This is a genomic window from Methanospirillum hungatei (assembly GCF_019263745.1).
In the GTDB taxonomy this organism is placed as follows: Archaea; Halobacteriota; Methanomicrobia; order Methanomicrobiales; family Methanospirillaceae; genus Methanospirillum; species Methanospirillum purgamenti.
Map to the genome: position 1 here is coordinate 2,387,231 of NZ_CP077107.1, position 20,039 is coordinate 2,407,269.

Annotated in this window: 22 protein-coding genes, 2 tRNA genes and 1 pseudogene; 10 read left to right on the forward strand and 15 right to left on the reverse strand. The window is 46.7% G+C overall.

Features of this window, described 5'->3' with window-relative positions:
• Positions 1 to 104 precede the first annotated feature (104 nt).
• A complete protein-coding gene (locus tag KSK55_RS11615; RefSeq protein ID WP_218606989.1) occupies positions 105 to 857 on the reverse strand; it encodes a winged helix-turn-helix transcriptional regulator in 753 nt (250 codons plus the stop codon).
• A 131-nt stretch (positions 858 to 988) separates the two neighbouring features.
• Between KSK55_RS11615 and KSK55_RS11620 the strand changes: the two genes are divergently transcribed.
• The 6 genes and pseudogenes from KSK55_RS11620 (at position 989) to KSK55_RS11640 (ending at position 4,434) form a co-directional block, all read left to right on the forward strand.
• Positions 989 to 1,459 (forward strand): DUF1890 domain-containing protein, encoded by a 471-nt coding sequence (locus KSK55_RS11620; RefSeq protein ID WP_218606990.1) that lies wholly within the window; start codon positions 989 to 991, stop codon positions 1,457 to 1,459.
• The gene (locus KSK55_RS11625) at positions 1,438 to 1,731 is read left to right on the forward strand and encodes a DUF1894 domain-containing protein (protein WP_218606991.1); all 294 of its coding nucleotides are present in this window, start codon (positions 1,438 to 1,440) and stop codon (positions 1,729 to 1,731) included. Before KSK55_RS11620 ends, KSK55_RS11625 begins: the two co-directional genes overlap by 22 nt.
• A gap of 120 nt (positions 1,732 to 1,851) precedes the next feature.
• Complete coding sequence (locus KSK55_RS16510; protein ID WP_256663998.1) at positions 1,852 to 1,983, forward strand: hypothetical protein; 132 nt, start codon at positions 1,852 to 1,854, stop codon at positions 1,981 to 1,983.
• A gap of 383 nt (positions 1,984 to 2,366) precedes the next feature.
• Positions 2,367 to 2,684 carry a hypothetical protein gene (locus KSK55_RS11630; RefSeq protein WP_218606992.1) on the forward strand — a complete coding sequence of 106 codons (318 nt, stop codon included), beginning with the start codon at positions 2,367 to 2,369 and terminating at the stop codon, positions 2,682 to 2,684.
• 147 nt (positions 2,685 to 2,831) lie between these two features.
• Positions 2,832 to 3,689: pseudogene (locus KSK55_RS11635) on the forward strand (ATP-binding cassette domain-containing protein).
• A 31-nt stretch (positions 3,690 to 3,720) separates the two neighbouring features.
• Positions 3,721 to 4,434 carry an ABC transporter permease gene (locus KSK55_RS11640; RefSeq protein ID WP_218606993.1) on the forward strand — a complete coding sequence of 238 codons (714 nt, stop codon included), beginning with the start codon at positions 3,721 to 3,723 and terminating at the stop codon, positions 4,432 to 4,434.
• 28 nt (positions 4,435 to 4,462) lie between these two features.
• Here the strand turns inward: KSK55_RS11640 and larE are convergent, their stop codons facing one another.
• Together larE and thiI are read right to left on the reverse strand one after the other, a co-directional pair.
• Positions 4,463 to 5,275 (reverse strand): ATP-dependent sacrificial sulfur transferase LarE, encoded by an 813-nt coding sequence (gene larE, locus KSK55_RS11645; RefSeq protein WP_218606994.1) that lies wholly within the window; start codon positions 5,273 to 5,275, stop codon positions 4,463 to 4,465.
• A gap of 24 nt (positions 5,276 to 5,299) precedes the next feature.
• Positions 5,300 to 6,409, reverse strand: a complete 1,110-nt coding sequence (gene thiI / locus KSK55_RS11650) for a tRNA uracil 4-sulfurtransferase ThiI (RefSeq protein ID WP_218606995.1) — start codon at positions 6,407 to 6,409, stop codon at positions 5,300 to 5,302.
• 356 nt (positions 6,410 to 6,765) lie between these two features.
• Here thiI and KSK55_RS11655 point away from each other — a divergent pair, with 356 nt between their 5' ends.
• A complete protein-coding gene (locus KSK55_RS11655) occupies positions 6,766 to 7,503 on the forward strand; it encodes a HesA/MoeB/ThiF family protein (RefSeq protein WP_218606996.1) in 738 nt (245 codons plus the stop codon).
• A gap of 44 nt (positions 7,504 to 7,547) precedes the next feature.
• Here KSK55_RS11655 and cysK read toward each other — a convergent pair whose 3' ends face one another.
• The 3 genes from cysK to pscS form a co-directional block, all read right to left on the reverse strand.
• Entirely contained in the window at positions 7,548 to 8,498 is a 951-nt protein-coding gene (gene cysK / locus KSK55_RS11660; RefSeq protein ID WP_218606997.1) for a cysteine synthase A, read from the reverse strand.
• Positions 8,499 to 8,616: 118 nt separating this feature from the next.
• Positions 8,617 to 9,912, reverse strand: coding sequence for an O-acetylhomoserine aminocarboxypropyltransferase/cysteine synthase family protein (locus KSK55_RS11665; protein ID WP_218606998.1), 1,296 nt, complete (start codon positions 9,910 to 9,912; stop codon positions 8,617 to 8,619).
• Positions 9,913 to 9,924: 12 nt separating this feature from the next.
• On the reverse strand, positions 9,925 to 11,289 hold the full coding sequence (pscS, locus tag KSK55_RS11670; protein WP_218606999.1) for an O-phospho-L-seryl-tRNA:Cys-tRNA synthase: 1,365 nt from the start codon (positions 11,287 to 11,289) through the stop codon (positions 9,925 to 9,927).
• Between the two features lie 376 nt (positions 11,290 to 11,665).
• Here pscS and KSK55_RS11675 point away from each other — a divergent pair, with 376 nt between their 5' ends.
• The gene (locus KSK55_RS11675) at positions 11,666 to 11,857 is read left to right on the forward strand and encodes a MarR family transcriptional regulator (protein ID WP_256663999.1); all 192 of its coding nucleotides are present in this window, start codon (positions 11,666 to 11,668) and stop codon (positions 11,855 to 11,857) included.
• 214 nt (positions 11,858 to 12,071) lie between these two features.
• Here the strand turns inward: KSK55_RS11675 and KSK55_RS11680 are convergent.
• A tRNA-Cys gene (locus KSK55_RS11680) sits at positions 12,072 to 12,143 on the reverse strand.
• Between the two features lie 355 nt (positions 12,144 to 12,498).
• On the opposite strand from KSK55_RS11680, the gene KSK55_RS11685 reads away from it, so the two are divergent.
• Both KSK55_RS11685 and cysS read left to right on the forward strand, forming a co-directional pair.
• Positions 12,499 to 12,572, forward strand: a tRNA-Cys gene (locus tag KSK55_RS11685).
• A gap of 21 nt (positions 12,573 to 12,593) precedes the next feature.
• A complete protein-coding gene (gene cysS, locus KSK55_RS11690) occupies positions 12,594 to 13,865 on the forward strand; it encodes a cysteine--tRNA ligase (RefSeq protein WP_218607000.1) in 1,272 nt (423 codons plus the stop codon).
• A 336-nt stretch (positions 13,866 to 14,201) separates the two neighbouring features.
• Here the strand turns inward: cysS and mtrH are convergent, their stop codons facing one another.
• The 8 genes from mtrH to mtrE are packed head-to-tail and all read right to left on the reverse strand — an operon-like array spanning position 14,202 to position 19,862.
• Positions 14,202 to 15,224, reverse strand: a complete 1,023-nt coding sequence (gene mtrH, locus KSK55_RS11695) for a tetrahydromethanopterin S-methyltransferase subunit H (RefSeq protein WP_218607001.1) — start codon at positions 15,222 to 15,224, stop codon at positions 14,202 to 14,204.
• 13 nt (positions 15,225 to 15,237) lie between these two features.
• Entirely contained in the window at positions 15,238 to 15,984 is a 747-nt protein-coding gene (mtrA, locus tag KSK55_RS11700; RefSeq protein WP_214419463.1) for a tetrahydromethanopterin S-methyltransferase subunit A, read from the reverse strand.
• Positions 15,984 to 16,187 carry a tetrahydromethanopterin S-methyltransferase subunit F gene (locus KSK55_RS11705; protein ID WP_214419462.1) on the reverse strand — a complete coding sequence of 68 codons (204 nt, stop codon included), beginning with the start codon at positions 16,185 to 16,187 and terminating at the stop codon, positions 15,984 to 15,986. The genes mtrA (KSK55_RS11700) and KSK55_RS11705 overlap by 1 nt, the downstream gene beginning before the upstream one ends.
• Positions 16,188 to 16,922 (reverse strand): tetrahydromethanopterin S-methyltransferase subunit A, encoded by a 735-nt coding sequence (gene mtrA / locus KSK55_RS11710; protein WP_218607002.1) that lies wholly within the window; start codon positions 16,920 to 16,922, stop codon positions 16,188 to 16,190.
• A 10-nt stretch (positions 16,923 to 16,932) separates the two neighbouring features.
• Complete coding sequence (gene mtrB, locus KSK55_RS11715) at positions 16,933 to 17,217, reverse strand: tetrahydromethanopterin S-methyltransferase subunit MtrB (protein WP_011449134.1); 285 nt, start codon at positions 17,215 to 17,217, stop codon at positions 16,933 to 16,935.
• On the reverse strand, positions 17,217 to 18,116 hold the full coding sequence (mtrC, locus tag KSK55_RS11720) for a tetrahydromethanopterin S-methyltransferase subunit MtrC (RefSeq protein WP_218607003.1): 900 nt from the start codon (positions 18,114 to 18,116) through the stop codon (positions 17,217 to 17,219). The genes mtrB and mtrC overlap by 1 nt, the downstream gene beginning before the upstream one ends.
• A gap of 10 nt (positions 18,117 to 18,126) precedes the next feature.
• Positions 18,127 to 18,969 (reverse strand): tetrahydromethanopterin S-methyltransferase subunit D, encoded by an 843-nt coding sequence (mtrD, locus tag KSK55_RS11725; protein WP_218607004.1) that lies wholly within the window; start codon positions 18,967 to 18,969, stop codon positions 18,127 to 18,129.
• Complete coding sequence (gene mtrE / locus KSK55_RS11730; protein ID WP_214419457.1) at positions 18,966 to 19,862, reverse strand: tetrahydromethanopterin S-methyltransferase subunit E; 897 nt, start codon at positions 19,860 to 19,862, stop codon at positions 18,966 to 18,968. Before mtrE ends, mtrD begins: the two co-directional genes overlap by 4 nt.
• Positions 19,863 to 20,039 lie beyond the last annotated feature (177 nt).

Here is a 20,039-nt window from a genome sequence, read left to right on the forward strand (position 1 = left end):
ATGGAATACTGGTCAGCCATTACTCCTCGTCCGCTATTGTAACCATTGGGGATGTGAATATAAACCTATTCTAATCAGAAGAGCTACACGAACGAGAAAAAAAGTCAGGAATTGAGTGTGCAGGAAAGGGTGTCCGGATCCCACCCTGGGTAGTATCTTCTAAATTTCCCATCCGTTTCCTGTCTGATGAGGCCTTCTTTTATGAGCTGCTGCATACTTCGGGAGACAACCGGTCCGGAAATTCCCAGAATGCTGGCAAGTTCTCCCCTGGATACTCCGGGATTATCCTGAACCGCTGTGAGGAGTTTCCCCGGCCCTCTATGATGAAACCGGGACATGAGCTGTTGCTCTTCTATTGAATAGGTCCCGTGGTTCTCAAAGTAATGATTATTGTTTCCTGCCTGGCAAACTGAAACAAGGCCGGCATCAACTATCTGGTCCAGATGGTACTTTAGGGTGTGTTCATTCAGCCCGCATAATTCAGCCAGAGATCTCAGTTCAAGGCCTGGATGGGTTACGATCATGGAATAGAGGATCTTCCGGGATTCATGGTCCAGAACATTTTTCCGTGATATTCTGCGGTATCCTCTGATAATATACTGTCTGACCCGTTCTGATATACTCGGGGCTGGAGCCATCATCCGCTGATGTGAGCATGAACAGGTGCTTTGAGGCATTGCTGAAGTCGGCATGTTGTTGCAGGAACATCCTGATCCAGACTGGCCTGGAGTATCCATTGAACAAGTCATTGGGCAGCAGGGTGTTCGTGGGATCATAGGCTGAAAAATCGCAGCCCCTGCTTCTCCAATCTGGGCAGATACCAGAAAGATGACAAAGAGAAGAGCAGGAACATTCATGAGTTATTATTAGTTATACTGGAATAAATAGTTTCACAATTGTGAAGCATTATCTCATTGTGCAACATGATACTGATGTAGTGGTTTTCGGAGGGGTGGGTCTTGAACCTCTCCTCTGAAGGGAATAGCATATGAATGAACAGAAAAAGGCCCTTCTCGTGCTTGGGTGCCCGGAAGTTCCGGTCCAGATGGCCCTGGCCCTCTTTGCAGGGTATCATCTTGGAAAAGAAGGATATGATGTCATTACCGCAGGAAATCCGTCGGTTATGAAGCTCATAAAAACATCAGATCCAGCCGGTCATTATCTTAAACAATTAACGACACTGGAACATTGCATCGAGGATATCACGGAAAAGGGAGCATCATATGATCTTTGTATCTCTTTTGCTCACAATGATGCAGGGATTTCCTATGCTGCAACCATGCGGTATCTTTTGCCCGATATCCGGTTCATTACTATTGTGTTTGGAAGGGAAGCAACAGAACTTGCACCAAGGATTGAGTACACCGGGGAACAGATTGTCGAGATTGCGGTGCATAATCCGGTACCAATCCGGCGAAAATTGCAGGAGGTCATGGGATGGGGTGTATCGAAGAGTTAAGCTACAACATCCTGGCAAAAGGGATGAGTTTTCCGAAATCACGGCAGTATATTGAGAAAACATACGCTGAAGTCTACCATATCATGCCAGGAACAAAAATCTTTGGAGATCCTCTGATCGGTCCCCCTCCCATTGCTATTGGAATTGAAGGTGACCTGATTGTTTTTCCCTATGTGAAACCCTGCCATGGTACTTTTCTCTTATCCATCGAGGATTCAAATGAGGCACTTCGTATCCGACAGACTGCGAAGTATGTTGGGAAAAAACGGTAATTCATAACAGAAATCGCTTTATTTTTCTCCTATTATGAGGTATTTTCTGCCGGTTTTCAAGCATTTAATATCCCATAGGTATACCTATGAGTGTTCATACACTGAACATGAGGAAAAAGTATGCCTCATACACAGAAAAATGGAATTGGCCTGACTCATTCTGATCAGGAGAATAGTATCCGGAGTTCTTCGGGTATGATGTATCCACAGTACTCCTTTCCCCAGGAACTCCGTCGTGGAATATACTGTTGATTTCGAGAAGATCACGATGCTTTGGTAAGGGTTGTCGCCACCCAACTAGAGATCCAAATCCTCGAAATTACTCGTACCATGCCCCGATTATATCACCATAACAGATACAATATCCGCAAAATAGATTGATATCTGGCTGGAATTGTGTTATCCCTTTCCACCATATTTTTTGTAAATGTTCTTCTTGGTCCTATATCAACGACCAGAACGATCATTTCACCATCAGAAAGTGCGATGACAACTCGATACCCACTAATTCTCTATTTGTACAGTGGTTTCGCACCTTTCGGGTTGTTCATTTCTTTAAAATGGGATGAGAAAAAGGTGAATTTTCACTATGCTGATGTTTATTTGTTTCACAAAACCAATAATGAGTACAATAAATGAACATTTTGAAACGTAAACGAACCTCAAAATGCACATCCGGAGCACTGGTGCATGAATATACCCTGAGTGAACCAGTTGATATGTCATTCATTGGTCTTCTTGGCTCATTCGGGAGCGTAGAAAAGAAAGTAATGGGGGATCTGGTAATGTTTACGTTTCAGAAAGATGAATGGTTTACTCTGAAAGGAATGTCAGATGATCCTATATTCTATACTACCTGTCAGAAATCAGATTCAAAAGCAGCAGAAGAGTTCATTGATAATCTTCTAACGACATATAATAATCAGCAGCAGGAAGATGGTTCGGGAGTCTGATGCCCATATATCGGGCTCTCCCGCTTTTTTCACCATAGACATGCGTTCTTTCACCCACATATGGAGTTCTGTCAGATGCCAGATATTCCCCGGATACTCATAAAAGATCTTACCTGCACTTTTGGCCAGCTCTGTGCCGTAAATCAGATGAATCTCTCCAAATCTGACGAAATTTTTGACATCCTCGGCCCAAATGAATCAGGAAAAACAACTACCGTTCTGATGCTCACAACCCTGCTTGCACCTACCAGTGGGACTGCAGAAATCTGTGGGTATGATATCTGCACAGAACCTGACAAGGTCCGCAGGATGATCAGTCATGTCTCCCAGGATATGGCAGTAGATGTCCGACTAACCGGCCGGGAGAACGTGATGATGTATGCCTAGCTGTATAATGTCCCGGATTCGGCGAGGAAAACCGATGAAGTCCTCCGGATTCTTGAACTAGCTGATAGAGCAGACGAATATGCCAAAGTCTACTCAGGGGGAATGAGAAGACGTCTGGAACTGGCTCAGGCTCTTGTGCATAATCCACGAGTACTCTTTCTTGATGAACCAACGGTCGAGCTGGATGTATCAGCACGAAAAAAGATCTGGGAACATATCAGCACTCTTCGTAATGCCGGGATGTGCATTTTTGTCACCACTCATTATATGGATGAGGCTGACCGGTACTGTGACCGGGTTGCTATTATCGATAAAGGAGTAATCCGGGTGGTTGATACTCCAGCACAGCTGAAAAGCATGATCTCTGATGATGTAATATCAGTGATATATCCGGGATTTATTCTGGAATTTCTCTTCCCGGGATTCGGTTTGTCGGAATGGAAGGAGATTACCTTATCTTTCATACTAAAAACGGGTCGCAGGCTCTCCCGTCGATTAAATATGAACTCACTGCCCAGGGGATGCAGGTTCTTGAGATGTCGGTTCGATCACCCTCACTGGATGATGTCTTTCTCCACCTGGTCGGACCGGGTGAGGATACGAGTCCCTTTAAACTGAGTGCATTTCGAAACATGACCGGGAAGCGAAAATGAATCCAATACATGTCTATTGCAAACGTGACCTGATTCGGTGGTACCGGGCAAAGTGGGGATTTATTTCGGCGATGATGATCCCGGCTGCCTGGCTGATATTTGTCGGTCTTGCTCTCCCGATTACCTTTACTGATAATTATATTGATTTTGTAACCCCCGGAATCCTAGCGATGACAACGCTGAATTCATCACTGGGAGGGGGAAGCCTTATTATTCTTGATAGAACCCTGGGATTTTTCAACAAATTTCTGGCTCTTCCCACCCCCCGTGAAAGCATTCTCTTTGGGAAGATTCTGGTTATTATGACTCGGGGGCTTATTCAATGTACCATCATTCTTGCAATGGTATTCCTTCTTGGAGCAACACCCTACTCACCTCTTCAATTAGCCGGGACTTTTTGTGTCCTCATCATATTCGGGATTTTACTATCAGGGTTTGCGACCACCCTTGCTCTGTATGTCGATGAACATGACAGTTATGCAGCACTCTATGCCATGATCTCAATGCCGCTGTTCTTCACTTCGTCAGCCATGATGCCCTATAGTGAAATGCCTGAATGGATGCTTATTCCCGCGGCATTAAATCCCCTGAGTTATGCCATCGATGCCATCCGGCTGATGCAAACCGGGATATTCCCTCTCATTCAGGTTACCCGGCTATCAGTTCTTGCCCTGCTCGTTATTGTAACCAGTATTCATGTCTTCAGGTAGGCAGAAGTCTAGAAATGAAAAAGTCTCTTCAGGATGAGGGCCCTAAAACCTCATCCATGCTTCCTGAACGGTATCCTTTCAGATCCAGAGTGATATATGAAAAACCGATAATTTTAAAAAACGAGTGGATCTGTTCTCTGTGTGCGATGATTTTTTCCATCTCTTCCGGGAGCACTTCAATTCGGGCAATTGAGCCATGGTGGCGAACCCGTGCCTGTCTGATTCCGATGTCATGAAGGAGTTCTTCTCCCTTTTCAATCATCACAAGTTTTTCATTGGTAATCTCCTCACCATACGGTATCCGGGAATACAGGCAGGCAGAAGATGGTTTATCCCAGAATGGCAGTTCCATCTGACAGGCTATCTCTCTGATATCCTGTTTGGTGATCCCTGCCATGATAAACGGGTGAATCACACCGCATGAGCTGAATGCTTCAATACCGGGACGATGTTCTCCTAAATCGGATGCATTCGCACCATCTGCGATATACTTGCAACCAGTCTTGTCAGCAATTTGCCTGAGGATCGTATACGTTCCCAGTTTACAATGTCTGCACCGGTCATGGGGGTTTGTTCTTTGTAATTCAGTGGAGAATGGCACTCCTTCCCGGACGGTGAGAGGGATTTTCAGGTATTCTGACTGGTTTATTGCTGCTGTTAAAGCTCTTCGGGGAACTTCTGGTCCGTCCACCAGTACACAATGCATATTTTCGGCTCCGATAGTCTCCCTGGTAAGAACAGCAAGCAGGGTACTATCCACTCCTCCGGAGTATGCGATGAGGAGTGGTGCATGTTCTCTGATTATCCTTTTCAAATCCTGAATTTTGGTATTGATGTCCATAATATGCACAGAATATTCCATTCCTTATTTGGCTGGAGATCCCTTTGCTAGTTCTTCTTCCAGGGTTGATATCGTTTCCCGCTGGGATGTGGTCGCAGGTTTAAAGGGGATGGCACAACAACAGCTGGGAACCTGCATGACTGAAAGGTCATATGTCCCGATTTTTTTTGCGACTGCTATGGTCTCTTCCTTATCAAATCCAATGAGGGGACGATATACCGGCATTGATATCGCATCATCCAGGACGTACAGATTGTCAAGTGTCTGAGAGGCAACCTGTGCCAACGATTCACCAGTGACAATCCCTTTTGCTCCGATTGTGCGTGCTTTTTCCTCGGCGATCCGGTACAGGTGCCGTTTACAGAGAACACATGCATATTTTTCAAGATCCCGTTTTTTTAGTTCCATCCTGGTCGCGTACACATGCCCATCATCAATGACCTCAAGGGTTAGATCCGGCTGATATTTCCTCAGGTGTTCTACAATCAGATGTGCTCTCTCTTCAGACCTGTCATCATGAAATGGAGCGATCTTCACATACACCGGGTGAAGTATCGCCCCCCGTTTCATCATCATGAACATGGCAACCGGCGAGTCAATTCCTCCGGAATGCAGGGTGACAAGGGTGCCTGATGCTCCCTGCGGAATTCCTCCGGGACCGGAAATGATCTCCTGATAGAGGTAGCACTGTTCATCCCGGACCTCAATATGTAATTCATATTCAGGATTGGTGAGGTCAACAGCAACAGTTTGCCATGATTTCTGGATATGTGCTCCGAGTGATCGGGCCAGCTCCTGTGAGGTAAACGGGTGGTTTCCTGACCGATTAATCCGCAAAGCAAACGTTTTGTATTCAGAAAATCCGGTATCGTTTACATATGCCAGTACTCTTTCATTCAGATCTGACAGGGGGAACATAATACAGGGAGAAAAGGAATACACTCCGAAGGTATGAGATATGGCATCCGGGTCCACTTTCCCTGATATCCATATCCTTCCCCTTGTTTTGGATATTGTACAATCTGGTAATTTTTGTTTGAGTGAATGGATAAGGAGATCCTCCCAGACACGACGTACAGGTTCGCTTTTTAAAAATATTTCAGAATATCGGATAAGCCAGATGTCAGGGTTCATATATCTTTCCGGGGGTGACTTCCTGAATACGCAAGTGAATATCGAAATAAATGGCCTAAACACCAATACATAAAATTTTGTAGGTTATTGTCCATTTTCAAGTCGGGATTCAAACAATCCGGTTTGCAGGTGATCTACAATCAGCCAGATGGGCACTTTGCCATCATGACAATGCATCAGAGAATCTGTTGTTATGAAAAATGGTAATTATACACATAAATCAGGTCTCTTTGCGGCAACATCCGCCAACATATGGTATGTTTAACAACCATCCATGTATCTCTCACGTAGCAGCAATAATTGCCTCAATCCAGGTGTATGAATGAATGGGCAATCCAATATGAGAACGTGAGAGAATGGTCCTTACAGATTTTGATGAAAAAAGATATCACCGGCAGATGCTCATATCCGGATTTGGCTTGGAAGGGCAGGAACGGCTAAAAAATGCAACGGTCTTTATTGCAGGAGCCGGAGGCCTTGGAAGTCCTGTTGCCACTTATCTTGCCGTAGCAGGAGTAGGTCAAATTATTCTGGTTGATATGGATGTGGTAGATCCGTCCAACCTGAACCGCCAGATTCTCCACTGGGATGAGAATGTTGGTCAGAAAAAGGTTGAAAGTGGAGCTGTGAAACTCAGAAGGTTAAATCAGGAGATCCGGATTACTGCTCTGGATGTTACAATTGATGAAAGAAATGTGTATGAGCTGACAAAGGATGCCGATGTCATTGTCGATGCCATGGATAATTATCCGACCCGGTTTCTCCTCAATAAAGCAGCCCATGTTCACTCGATTCCATTTGTGCATGGTTCAGTATGGGGACTTGGAGGTCAGATGATGACGATTATTCCCGGAAAAACACCCTGTCTCTCCTGTCTGGTGCATGAAGCCCCACCTAAAGAAGTTTTTCCAGTTCTTGGGGCAACACCGGGTGTTATTGGGACTCTTCAGGTAACAGAAGCCATAAAATTGATCACTGGTATTGGGAAACCGGTCTTAAATCGTTTACTATTATATGACGGGGAATTTATGAATTTTCATGAAGTTTCTATCGAGAAAGATCCTCGGTGCCCGGTATGTGGAATATCCCGGTAATTATTCTCCTATTTAAAGCGAAAGAAAATTGAAAATAGGGGATATTATCCAGAATATGGAAACAACTCGGTCGAGAGGTACCGCTCACCGGTATCCGGAAGTATCGTCACAATCATCTTTCCCGCATTTTCAGACCTTGCGGCAACTTTCAGAGAAGCCGCGAGGGCAGCTCCTGAAGATGGACCGGCGAGAATACCTTCCTCTTTTGCAAGTCGCCGTGCCATCTCATATGCTTCTTCACTGGTGATTGGGATGACTTCATCAATGATGTTTACATGCAGGTTCTCCGGGATAAATCCCGGACTAATCCCCTGTATCTTATGGGGTCCAGGCTTTCCACCAGAGATCACCGGTGATTCAGCAGCCTCTACAGCGATCGCCTTGAACGAAGGTTTTCGCTCTTTTATCACGGTCGCAATGCCGGTAATAGTCCCTCCGGTTCCAGCCCCGGCAACCACAATATCTACTGCTCCATCGGTATCGTTCCAGATCTCTTCAGCGGTGGTCCGCATATGGATTTTCGGATTTGCCTCATTCTTAAATTGCTGTGGTATCAGGTAACTGTCCGGATGTTCCCGATGGATCTCCTCGGCCCTTCTGACTGCTCCGGGGATTCCTTCTGATGCAGGGGTGAGAATGAGTTCTGCCCCTAATGCAACCAATAATTTCCGTCTCTCCACACTGAACGATTCAGGCATTGTCAGAACCAGTTTGTATCCCTTTGAAGCACAGACATAGGCCAGAGCAATACCGGTATTTCCACTAGTGGGTTCAATTATCGTCGTCCCTTCTTTGATAAGCCCTTTTAACTCAGCATCCTCGATAAGGGCTACTCCTATCCGACATTTTACACTCCCGAGCGGATTTCTGGACTCCTGTTTTACCAGGATTGTCGGAGGGTTTGGGAGTTTTAAGAATCTTTTTGGTATCTTGTTTAGTCGGATTAGGGGGGTATTTCCTATTGTCTTTGTAATATCGCTGTATATTCTTGCCATGATTGCTCACCTGAGAAGATCTGGAATCATTATCGGTTATTCCTCATAGTGAAATGAGTTGCATTAGATCCGGTTTTGCGTCCGAAATGAATGGGAAGATTTCCCATTTCATAGAGGCTTAGATCTGTGCTAATGCCTGATCCAGATCCTCAATGATATCTTCTACATTTTCAATCCCGATTGAGAGCCTGATATAATCAGGGGTTACACCGGTTGCCAGCTGTTGCTCCGGACTCAGCTGCTGGTGAGTCGTTGAAGCGGGGTGGATGACCAGACTCTTTGAATCGCCGATATTTGCGACATGAGAGAAGAGTTGCAATGCGTTAATGACTTTCTTCCCTTCCTCAACACCACCTTTCACACCAAATCCAAGAAGTGCACCATATCCGCCTTTCATGTATTGTGTTGCCAGTTCATGGGCCGGGTTATCCGGAAGACCCGGGTAGTTCACCCATGCCACTTTTGGATGTGACTTCAGGAATTTCGCAACGGCAAGGGCATTTTCAGAATGCTGTCTGATCCGGAGGGGCAGCGTTTCGAATCCCTGAAGGAGCAGGAACGAGTTGAAGGGTGATATTGCAGCTCCCATATCCCGAAGCAGGGAAAGTCTGATCTTAAAGATGAATGCCACGTTTCCAAGACCTGCAAAATCTTTGAATACGTCCCAGTATACGAGGCCATGATAGCTTGGATCGGGCTCTGAAAATTCGGGGTATTTTCCATTCCCCCAATTGAATTTCCCTGAATCAACAATCAGGCCCCCAATTGAGTTACCATGACCTCCGATGAATTTTGTGGCAGAATGGACTACAATGTCCGCACCATGCTCGATTGGTTTTACCAGTCCTACTGCCGAGGTATTGTCAACGACCAGGGGAATTCCTGCTTCATGTGCAATATCTGCAATGGTTCGAAAGTCCGGAACGTCCAGTTTTGGATTTCCGAGGGTTTCTGCATATATCGCCCTGGTTTTTGGAGTAATAGCCTTTCTGAATGCCTCGGGATCCTGTGAGTCAACAAAGATGACGGTTCGTCCAAGCTTGGCAAAGGTGTATTTGAGCAGGGTATATGTACCACCGTACAAATTGTTTGCTGCAACGATCTCATCACCAAGCCGGGTAATGTTCAGCAGAGCATAGGTTATTGCTGCCTGTCCGGATGCAACTGCTAATGCTCCGGTTCCTCCTTCAAGGGCTGCAATTCGCTGTTCAAGAACATCAGAGGTAGGGTTCATGAGCCGGGTATAGATATTTCCGAGTTCAGATAGCCCAAATAGGGCTGCAGCATGGTCGGCATCACGAAATACATAGGAGGTCGTCTGATAAATCGGAACCGTCCGTGATCCGGTTGCTGGGTCTGCTTTCTGGCCTGCATGCAATGAAGTTGTGCTGTCTCTGTCTTTTTTTTCTGTCATTGGTCTCACGTTTCACTTTTTTATTGGTAATTCATATTTTTCTGCAATTTCGACAAACGCATCAGCAAGGTATCGTAACTTTTTCCAGGAAAGCCCATAGGTTGATAGTTTCCAGGTTCGTGTTGCTCCTGCAAATTCACCGACAATTCCCCGTGCGGATAACTCATCAGAGAAGTAAAATCCCTTGCGTTTGTGTGTTTTGGCGACGATGTCAAAGCTTCCTGTGGTATCTACCTTTGAAAGGGCATGTTTTCTCGGGTACTCTGACAATACTTTGCTCCCGTCGATGGTGAGGAGAGCATCGATGAAATAATTTGATTTTTTAACTTCATCATCCCAGTTTTGTGTTCGTTTCTGTACCTCCGGGAAGGAGGCCATCATGGCGATGAGATTGGAACCCATCAGGGTACACCCGAGCATCTCGACTTCCTTCACTCCGAATTTCCTGCTCGTCAGGTCTCCGACCATCTGGGTTGTTCTCAAAACTTTTGGTGCCCATTCATCAGTTGTCGCAAGCATGCCTGATGGTGCCGGGGATGCCATACTTTTATGCCCGGATCCCACCACAAAATCTGCCCCGATGGCTTTTCCATCAACAGGCATGACTCCTACGGTATATGCCCCATTATAGAGGAAGGGGATATCATATTGATGGGCAACTTTTGCAATATCAGTGACATCATGTTCGTTTGCCACCTGGTAGTCAATATGATCCATCATCACCAGAGCTGGGGTTTTTCCTGTTTCCCGAATGACTTCCTCGATTTTTGTCGCGGTAGCATCAGCAGTTATGAGATTATTGTTATCAACCGGGACTTCCCGTACCTGTCCTCCGGCTCCCTCTACGGCTAGAAACTCGGTATAGTGGGCAAAAGATGATACAATAACTGAATCACCCTTGTTCACCACCGTCTGTGCAACTGCCTGAAATCCCCGCCTGGCTCCAGGAACCACCCGTGCCTGATCCATGTTCACAAACTGAGCAAGTTCTGTATGGAAATCACCAATCGGTGGTTTAGAAATCTTGTCCAGACGGAATGGTTTCCGGCAGGCATCACAGGTTGAATACCCGTCTCCATACGCAATAATGGCCTTCCGGCCTTCAAGCGTTAATCTTCCGGCTGCCTGGATTGGCTGAATATTGATATAATTCTCTTCCCTGTTTCGAATCTCAATGGTCCCTGCAATTTTTTTGAGTGGTTTGGTGACCGATTCAGAATCCAGTTTTTGAACGATTTCATTCAGTTCGGATAGTTTACTCTTCCAGACCTCCTTTTCGTCATTATCAAGTCCGGTCGGGAGAGAGTCACGGAGTATTTGCCTTATTTCTTCCAGTTTAAAGAGAGCATTAAAAACCTCATCAGTCTTTTTCTCCATCTCCGGATAATCACCTTTTCATTACATAATAATTTTCACAAATGTGAACTCATACAGATTAGGTACCCGTTCATAAAAGAGATATGAAACCGGCAGAGTTTGCTTATTGTTATTCATTTCATCAGGACCGAACGAAGAATCCATTTGTCTTACTGATAATATTGACGAGTTCCCCGTTCCATGGGGGTGGGATTTGGATAATAATGAGAATGATATGAGATCATCATTCACAATTGTGAATATTTATTAGGTACGAGAACACACATAAGTATAGTCACTATGACCAGAAGGGATCGTTTTTGCCTCTGAAGGGGCTGGAAATTTAGAATTACTGGAATTTGAGCGTCTTCCGCCATCTGCAAAGCTGGTGTATAAAGTGCTTGAGACGGGTGAACCTCTCACTCAGAAAGCAATTATTGAGAAGACACGACTGCCGCCAAGAACTGTCCGGTATGCAATTCGACGGTTGAAAACGAATGCATTGCTCAAGGAACGATTGAGTTTCATGGATGCCCGTCAAAGCATTTACAGCATTGCAGAATCAGGTCATGCTGTACTGATGGGGTAGATGAAATGGAAGAAAATCAATTGTCCTTTCTCTCCCCTAATTTATCAGAATATTAGTGACCCGTTTGGTATCGATTTTTCATTTTTTCTTTATGGAGTATCAATTTTTATTGTATCCCGTTGATTTCTTACGCTATTTGGGAATTATGAATCTTCCTGTGAGTCCTTTGCATAAGCCTATAGATATTACTTGTGACAAAATTGTTTAAAAACAGAGCCAAGATCCGGATTTGAACCGGAGTGTAGCTGATCTGCAGTCAGCCGCGTGGCCGCTCCGCCATCTTGGCAATCACTACAGGATTTTACTTCTGCGTACTCATAGATCAACCTCGAAGCATATAAACAGACGCTATTCGGCAATAAGAATGATGGGAATTCACATTACTGGTTAAGATGCTTATCTTCCAATATGTGCCTTGATATTCATGAGGTACCATTTTTTATTGGTATTCTGTGCTCATCTCTTACATTATCCGGTCTATTTTGCCTGATTCCTGTTATATTTAAATGAATCCGGCATACGATAGTATGGACAGAATCTGCAGGAAAGTATCTGGACCGATCAGACTGGTTGACTCCTCTCTCCGCATAAGGATTATTATCCACCTGATGAGTCTGTATCTGTAAGATGAGTGCCTTAATGCCGGTGTGGCAGAGTGGCTGAATGCCTTCGCCTGCAAAGCGAATGTTTGGGGGTTCGATTCCCTCCGCCGGCGTTTCTGTTGGGTGATTTCAATATGCAACTGTATAGTACCTTATCAAGATCGGTGGAGCCATTCCAGACACGATTTCCTGATCGGGTTTCACTCTTTGTCTGTGGTCCGACCGTATACGATTATCCTCATCTGGGTCATGCAAGGACCTATGTGGTCTTTGATGTCCTGGCAAAGTATCTCCGATGGACCGGGCAGGAGGTACTGTATGTCCAAAATATCACCGATGTCGATGATAAAATTATCAACCGGGCACAAGAAGAGAAGATTTCACAAAAAGAACTTGCAAGGAAGTTTGAACGTCAGTATATCAGAGACATGCTGGCCCTCGGTATTGATTCGGTGAGTTACCACGCCAGGGCAACAACCCACATCCCGGAAATCATCAACCAGATAGAGCGACTCGTAAGCATTGGTGCTGGGTATCTTACAGAAACCGGTGTCTACTTTAACATTGATTCATTCCCCGGAAACGGAGAATTATCCGGGCAATCAAAGGATAAACGAATCAGCCGGGTTACTGACTCAACAAAACACAATCCCGCAGATTTTGTGTTGTGGAAACGTGGTGAATATGGTGAATATACCTGGGACTCTCCGTGGGGAAGAGGCCGTCCGGGCTGGCATATTGAGGATACCGCGATAACCGAGAAATATTTTGGCCAGCAGTATGACATCCATGGCGGCGGGCTGGATCTCATCTTCCCCCACCATGAGGCCGAGATAGCACAGATGGAGTCTCTCGAAGGGAAACATCCGATGGTCAGGTACTGGATGCATACCGGGTTTCTAACTATTGAAGGGGAAAAGATGTCAAAATCCCTAGGCAACTTTATCAGAATTCAGGATGCCCTCAAGACATGGGATAGAGATACCATCCGGTACTTTATTCTCCTCTCCCACTACCGCTCACCGCTCCAGGTAACCGAAGAGAGCCTCTTAAATGCCAAAAAAGCCCTGGAACACATCCGTGCTATCGCAATAACTGACAAATTTCCCTATCCTGAAGGACGGGATGCATTCATCGCAGCTATGGAATCTGATCTCAATACGCCGAATGCTATTGCAGCAATCCATGCCCTTGCAGCACATGGGGATATCGAAGCGTTAATAGAATATGGAGAGATTCTTGGCATCCGGTTCCTCCCCGAAACCAGTGCACCGCTCAGTATCCTTCAGGACATCAGGGCAGAATTACGTGCCTCAAAACAGTTCGAAATCGCTGATATGATTCGGAAGAAGATGGTCGATGCAGGCATACAAGTTACGGATTCTCCCTTGAAACCCTTGAAATAGCCATTCCTCTTATTTTTTTTATTTTAAGGGTTGGTATCATTGGGGGATTTTATTAGCGACTTACATAACCTACCCTTAACCTATACAAAATACAGTTCTCAAAATTTGGACAATCTATAGGGTCACATATACGCACGGTATTGTCAGATCTCTCATGTATTCTTCTGACTGCCGTGGCAGAGTGCTAATATTTCGAATCAAATTAAAGATTTGATACTATAATGGCCGTTTTATGGTCTGTATAGTCCACGATCTCTAGAGGATCAGGAAGTACTTTTTCGATTGCAAGAAAAGACCGAAATTGGCACTAAATTGGGTGGAAAAAATAAAGCTGGGTTATACCAGCATGTTGATTGGATGCTTTTCTGCCTTTACATCGCCACCGAGTTCACGGAGGGTTTCTGCAAGAACAATGTCACTGAATGCCATTGCAGTTGCGGTTGCCTCACAGTTCTCGATTGGACCGAACATGATAAGGTCAGCACCAAGGGTTGCTGCCATAATGTTACAGCCGATGTCAGCAGAGGACCAGGCAGCCTGACGGATACCTTCAACACCGCCAAAGTGGTGGTGTCCCATCTGTTCAAGAAGGGTTCCTGCATCTTTATACCGGTCAATGATACCGCTCTTTCTCCAGCGTTTGAGCCAGGTCCAGGAAACGGTCATGTTGTGGTATGCACCACCGGTTGGGAGACCGTGGATTGCCTTACATGCAAGGATCTCACGGAATGAACCACCGGATCCAAGGCCGAGCGGAGTTGCTGCAGTGTCGAGGATTGGACGCTTGATTCCACATTCCTCTGCAATTGCCATCATGGACTTTTCCTGACCGGCAACGCCACCTTCTGCGAGCACTTTCTCACGCCCACGGACACTTGGGTCACCTGGGTTGAATGCGAGCACTATTGCTGCATCTACGTCACTGTTCTTGATTGCCTCGATGTTCTCCGGTCCGATAGAACCGTTGATGGAGTTGTAGACTGCACGGTCTGCAATACCTGCATCGGTAACATACTTACATGCATGTGCAAGTGCTGCCGGTGCAGAGGAGTCCATCAGGAATGGGAACTGGTCATCGATGGAACAGAACCAGTCGATGTAGCTCTCGAAGGCTTCTCCGAATTCAGCGATGATCTGACAGAAATACCAGTGACCGGTTATGTCGTAGAGTTCGACGCACCGGTTCCAGAGTGCTTCTGCTTTTGCTTTGTCAATCTTTCCAGTGTGCTCATCGAGCACGGTCTCGTGCTTGTTGTAGAATATCGATGCACCGAGTGCACGGGGGTATTCTCCCGGCTGTCCTCCAAGCTTGTAGCCGTTGAAGTCGAGGACCGTCTGTTCTTTTTCAAACATGAACATGGCTTATCACCTCTTATTTTGCGAGTATCTCGAGCAATTTTGGCAGTAATTCCGTAATAATTATATATGACATAAGTCCGGCAACGATACCGTAGAGAATACCGATATCGCGTCCGACTTTCCGGCCGACACGCTGGGCCATCTCACCCTCGACAAATTCGAGTTTGGTTTCGATTGCGTCCAGCTTAGCCTCGATCTCAAGGAACTGCGGATTTGCAGTTGCAGATGCGGCTGCTCCACCGCCTCCACCTTCTTCCTTGATCTCGACAACCATTGGTCCACCAGGGAAGACTCCGGGATCCCGTGCTTTCAGCTCATTGATTTTTGCTGAAATGGCTCCGATATCCTCAGACTCCATGATGTCAACGATCTCGACCTGTTCCTGGAACCTCTTGATGTGATCTCCGGTGAGGTTCTCAATGAACGGAATTGCTCCTTTTGATCCGACGATTTTACCGCCGTCAACACCGTTCTGGTGAAGGGCGATTAAGCTCTGTCCGGAAAGGTGACCCTTGACTTCTGTACCACAGGTTATTACAAACCGGATATTCGGATTGGAGATGACATTTGCAATGACCTTCTCCAGACCGAGGTTTTCAGTTTTACAGGAACCAGCGATTGCCGCTCCTGCACTGCAGATTGCACCTTCGTCAAGGTGGGAACCCATAGTAACGACTGCTACCGGGCTCTTTGAGTCACCGGTGTGGAAGTCACCCTGGACAATTGGCCATCCGGAGGCGGCCTCTCCCTTGTCTGCCATCAGACTCCTCCCATCAGAATTACGGGTACAACCAGGATAAGGGCAAATGCAAGACCTATTGCAAATCCAACAATTCCTGAACCCATGATACCGGATTCGAGTTTGTTGGTACGTGCAAGGATCTGTCCCTTATATTTCATGTCAGCCACCATGGTATCAATTGCTGCCATGCGTATTGGGCCTGACTTCTTCTCATCTGACACTTAGCTCACCCCGTGTCCTACAAGCAGGAGTCCCACAATCACAAACGAAACGATAAGACCAATCATAAGTCCTTCGACTTTACCGCCGTATACACCGGCAGCATACTTGTCGTAGAAACCAATATCGGTAATCATCCGCTGGACTGTTTTCATCCGTGCATGAATCAGAGCGACTTCGGCAGACATTGGTCTGACTTCGCCACCCTCTTCTGCTGCTCCGCCACCTTCTTCCTTGATCTCAACGACCATGGCTTCAGCGTCGAATGCACCTGGATCGCGAGCAGTCAATTCCTTTATTTTTGCAGAAATTGCTCCGAGATCTTCGGATTCCATGATGTCGACAATCTCGACCTGTTCCTGGAACCGCTTCATGTTGTCTGCGGAGAGATTTTCAATAAACGGAATTGCTCCCTTGGATCCGACGATTTTTCCACCGTCAACACCGTTCTGGTGAAGTGCGATAAGACTCTGACCGGAGAGGTGTCCCTTAACCTCAGTACCACAGGTTATGACAAACCTGATGTTCGGATTGGAGATGACATTTGCAATGACTTTCTCCAGACCGAGGTTTTCGGTTTTACAGGATCCGGCGATGGCTGCTCCTGCACTGCAGATTGCACCCTCATCGAGGTGGGATCCCATGGTAACAACTGCCACCGGGCTGTTTGGGTCACCCGTATGGAAGTCACCCTGAACAATTGGCCATCCACTGGCTGGTGATTTCTTGTTTGCCATTTTTCTCCCCTCACATCAAAGCCAGAACGATGATTCCGGCGACCAGGAGTCCTACAGCAAGTCCATAGAACATGGCCGTGATTCCACCAGCGAATACCAGTGATTTCTCACGGTTCGGGAAGCTTTCAAGGAAACTACCCTCACCGGAGAGCATGCCAACGATATCGTCAGTGACTTTCTCCAGCTTATTTACCTGTTCTACGATTGGTGCCAGAGACTCACCCTGCTGGGTGACGAATCCTGCAAATACATCACATCCAAGACCGAAGTCAGGAAGGACCGGAATCCACGTCATTACTGGTCACCTCCGACTTCAATGATCGGCTTTGAGTCAAGCCATGCATATGCATCACGCTTGGAAAGTGCAATATACTGCTTGTACGTGTAAATCCATCCAATCAGTGAAATGATCAATCCGACGGTTGCAGACAAGAGGTCGAGGAATGCGAAGGACATAACGGCTACAACGAACATGGAAAGGAATCCAACTTCGATGGCAAGCATAAGGGTTCTGTCCTGTGACTCGTTCGGGCCAAGACAGGCATTGAACGGGTGCTGCAGAGCCATTGCACCAAGGAAGAAGATCACTGCAAGAGCTGCTCCACCGATGAGTGAACCTGCAAACTCTGGTAATACGGTTACCATGAATGTCTGAGCTCCTCCGGCTGCTGCTTCTGCTGCAGGTTCCATAGAGAGGGTCATTCCACCGATGACAAGACCGTTGAACATGAAGGTTCCTGTGCACATTGCGGCAAATCCGAGCATGGTCAGTGCTCCGACGATTGATAATTTCATGAGTGAAAATATCATGACCGGAATGTTCATGTTAATGATGTTGTTTGCGATGTACCCGATGACTGCTCCGATGATGGCTGCAAGAATCAGGGTTACAATCGGTGATGCCATTCCAAACTTTGTACCTGCAATCATGGCGATTGCACCGGCTCCGAATGCTACCATTCCGGCAGATGGAACACCGGTACCAAGACCGTAACTGCACAGGTGCTTGATTGTGTCAGAACCCCACCAGATTGCTGCAATGGCGCCGATTCCACCAAAGAAGGAGAAAACTGCGATGCCAGTTACAACATTGAGATATGTGAGGTATGTGCCGACTAAGGCGACGACAATTCCGTAGATCATCAGGGTGTTTTCAGATATCGCCCCTGCTGATGCTTCCATTTTTGCTGTCATTGTATTCTCCTCACATCCCGGTGTTTAATACAATCAGCATCGAAATCAGGCCACAGAAGGCTGATGCGACTGCACAACCGATAACTGCCCGTGGAACACGCTTGAATTTTGGGTCATGCGGTCCTTCGATAGTGCCGGTGATGTTGTATGCTGCCAGTACTGCGTTGACCAGGAAGAAACCGATAGCAAAGATTCCGGCGAGTGATACTGCCAGGGGTTCGATTGCTTCGGGGCTGGCCTGCATAATTGCTGGCAGTCCTGCATGGTAGACATCGAGAAGTTCGATGTAAATCAGGGTTCCGCCAAGACCGGCGATGAATCCACCAACCACTCCTCCGAAGAATGAGATGAATGGCAGACCATGTCCTTCAGTTCCCTGTGATTTATATTCAGGGAAGGTGTCTCCGGTGATTGGGTCCTTGGCAACTTTTCCAGATGCTGCAGGGATACCCATTGCGAAGACATAGGTGGCGTTGACCATCAGACAGGTGATGGCCATCATAAGACCTCCACCGACGGCTCCACCAGCGACCGCTACTGCAAAGTCTCCGGTTGCCTCATATGCCCAGGCCCCACCAAAGAGACCTGCAAGACCGGCACCGGCGGCAAGCATAGCGACACCGGTTGCGATACCGGGTGCCTGTCCCATAGCTGCCGGAGCACCACCGACTGGCACAAAGTGAACGCCAAATCCAATGAGTGCTCCACCGATTATTATTCCGATGAGAGGAACGATAGAGAAACCAAGTGCGTATGTTGCAGCGATCGAGACGAGGAGAATAACAATACCTACGACAGATCCGGTTGGGTTTATTCCTTCACCGCCGGCTGCCTTACCTCCGAGTGCACTCATGAAGAGGCCTCCTCAGTGGTGTATGGTCCGTAGGTCTTGCGGCCCCACACTTCGACCCAGCGGTCGATGAATGTGAAGACAAGAATCAGAACAACTCCCATGATGATTGCTCCCCAGCCGTTCATCATCTTTTCAAAGAGGACGGTACGCCAGAGTTCGAGGAACACAATCAGACCGAAACAGATACCAGATGCCGGACCGGCAAACTTGGTAGTGAACCAGCCGTTGTCAAGGGATGAACGCTGTCCTGCTTCTGCATACCGGACGATGTTTCCAGATGCGGAGATCGGAACACCTGCACCATACTTCTGGTTCTGGTACTGACGTTCCTTTCCGTAGAATGGATTTCCGGTTGCAGATCCTGCGGCACCAAGCGCAATACCCCACACCAGTCCGAGCAGGGGGAGTGCGAACGGATGATGGAGTGCTGATGCCATCAGGTAACACATCGCGACCGTACAAAAGATCGCGACGAACGCATGTGCCATAGTGACCGATAACAATGACTTGATGATGTCAATGTATACCGGCTGCTGGAACTTTGCCAAACTTGCTATACGGCCAAGATAACCGGAAGTACAGTAGATTCCCTGTACAAATACGGCGATAACTGAACCGAGAATAATAGCAAGTGCCGGGTTGTAGTTAATCTGCATCAGTGCCCAGGCAACACCTGCTCCAATGGCACACCAGGCTCCATATGCTGGTGGCTCACCGGAGATTGCCTTGTTAAAGATGCGGTGAATGTAACCCATCTGCGGAGCGAGCTGAACCTGTGAGTTCGGGTCACCCTGTGATCCGATATCAGATTCAGTATCTTCCGCAGCACCGGCAACTGTGGCAAAAGCTCCCGCTAATGCAGTAATACCAATGCCTAATACAATCTCTTCCATGTAAACCTATCTCCTGCGTAGCTCAAGATCAGACACAAGAGTGCTCGCGTTGCAATACCACACACATGGCATATCAGACCCGTTGTGGTAATTGATTTGTTCGGTCAGTATTGAATTAAAGGTTTCGAAATAACGTCGATTTATATGGTTATACTACCCCTCCTGAAAAAAAGAGGC

What these genes read in the sequence shown, in the direction of transcription:
- thiI (WP_218606995.1), bottom strand. Translation starts at nt 6,409, where the DNA reads ATGAACCCTGACATCTGGCTTATCCGATATTCTGAAATATTTTTAAAA.
- KSK55_RS11655 (WP_218606996.1), top strand. Translation starts at nt 6,766, where the DNA reads ATGGTCCTTACAGATTTTGATGAAAAAAGATATCACCGGCAGATGCTC.
- mtrB (WP_011449134.1), bottom strand. Translation starts at nt 17,217, where the DNA reads ATGACGTGGATTCCGGTCCTTCCTGACTTCGGTCTTGGATGTGATGTA.
- cysK (WP_218606997.1), bottom strand. Translation starts at nt 8,498, where the DNA reads ATGGCAAGAATATACAGCGATATTACAAAGACAATAGGAAATACCCCC.
- mtrC (WP_218607003.1), bottom strand. Translation starts at nt 18,116, where the DNA reads ATGACAGCAAAAATGGAAGCATCAGCAGGGGCGATATCTGAAAACACC.
- KSK55_RS11630 (WP_218606992.1), top strand. Translation starts at nt 2,367, where the DNA reads ATGAACATTTTGAAACGTAAACGAACCTCAAAATGCACATCCGGAGCA.
- pscS (WP_218606999.1), bottom strand. Translation starts at nt 11,289, where the DNA reads ATGGAGAAAAAGACTGATGAGGTTTTTAATGCTCTCTTTAAACTGGAA.
- mtrE (WP_214419457.1), bottom strand. Translation starts at nt 19,862, where the DNA reads ATGGAAGAGATTGTATTAGGCATTGGTATTACTGCATTAGCGGGAGCT.
- larE (WP_218606994.1), bottom strand. Translation starts at nt 5,275, where the DNA reads ATGGACATCAATACCAAAATTCAGGATTTGAAAAGGATAATCAGAGAA.
- mtrA (WP_218607002.1), bottom strand. Translation starts at nt 16,922, where the DNA reads ATGGCAAACAAGAAATCACCAGCCAGTGGATGGCCAATTGTTCAGGGT.
- mtrH (WP_218607001.1), bottom strand. Translation starts at nt 15,224, where the DNA reads ATGTTCATGTTTGAAAAAGAACAGACGGTCCTCGACTTCAACGGCTAC.
- mtrD (WP_218607004.1), bottom strand. Translation starts at nt 18,969, where the DNA reads ATGAGTGCACTCGGAGGTAAGGCAGCCGGCGGTGAAGGAATAAACCCA.
- KSK55_RS11640 (WP_218606993.1), top strand. Translation starts at nt 3,721, where the DNA reads ATGAATCCAATACATGTCTATTGCAAACGTGACCTGATTCGGTGGTAC.
- mtrA (WP_214419463.1), bottom strand. Translation starts at nt 15,984, where the DNA reads ATGGCAGACAAGGGAGAGGCCGCCTCCGGATGGCCAATTGTCCAGGGT.
- KSK55_RS11665 (WP_218606998.1), bottom strand. Translation starts at nt 9,912, where the DNA reads ATGACAGAAAAAAAAGACAGAGACAGCACAACTTCATTGCATGCAGGC.
- KSK55_RS11615 (WP_218606989.1), bottom strand. Translation starts at nt 857, where the DNA reads ATGAATGTTCCTGCTCTTCTCTTTGTCATCTTTCTGGTATCTGCCCAG.
- cysS (WP_218607000.1), top strand. Translation starts at nt 12,594, where the DNA reads ATGCAACTGTATAGTACCTTATCAAGATCGGTGGAGCCATTCCAGACA.
- KSK55_RS16510 (WP_256663998.1), top strand. Translation starts at nt 1,852, where the DNA reads ATGCCTCATACACAGAAAAATGGAATTGGCCTGACTCATTCTGATCAG.
- KSK55_RS11620 (WP_218606990.1), top strand. Translation starts at nt 989, where the DNA reads ATGAATGAACAGAAAAAGGCCCTTCTCGTGCTTGGGTGCCCGGAAGTT.
- KSK55_RS11625 (WP_218606991.1), top strand. Translation starts at nt 1,438, where the DNA reads ATGGGGTGTATCGAAGAGTTAAGCTACAACATCCTGGCAAAAGGGATG.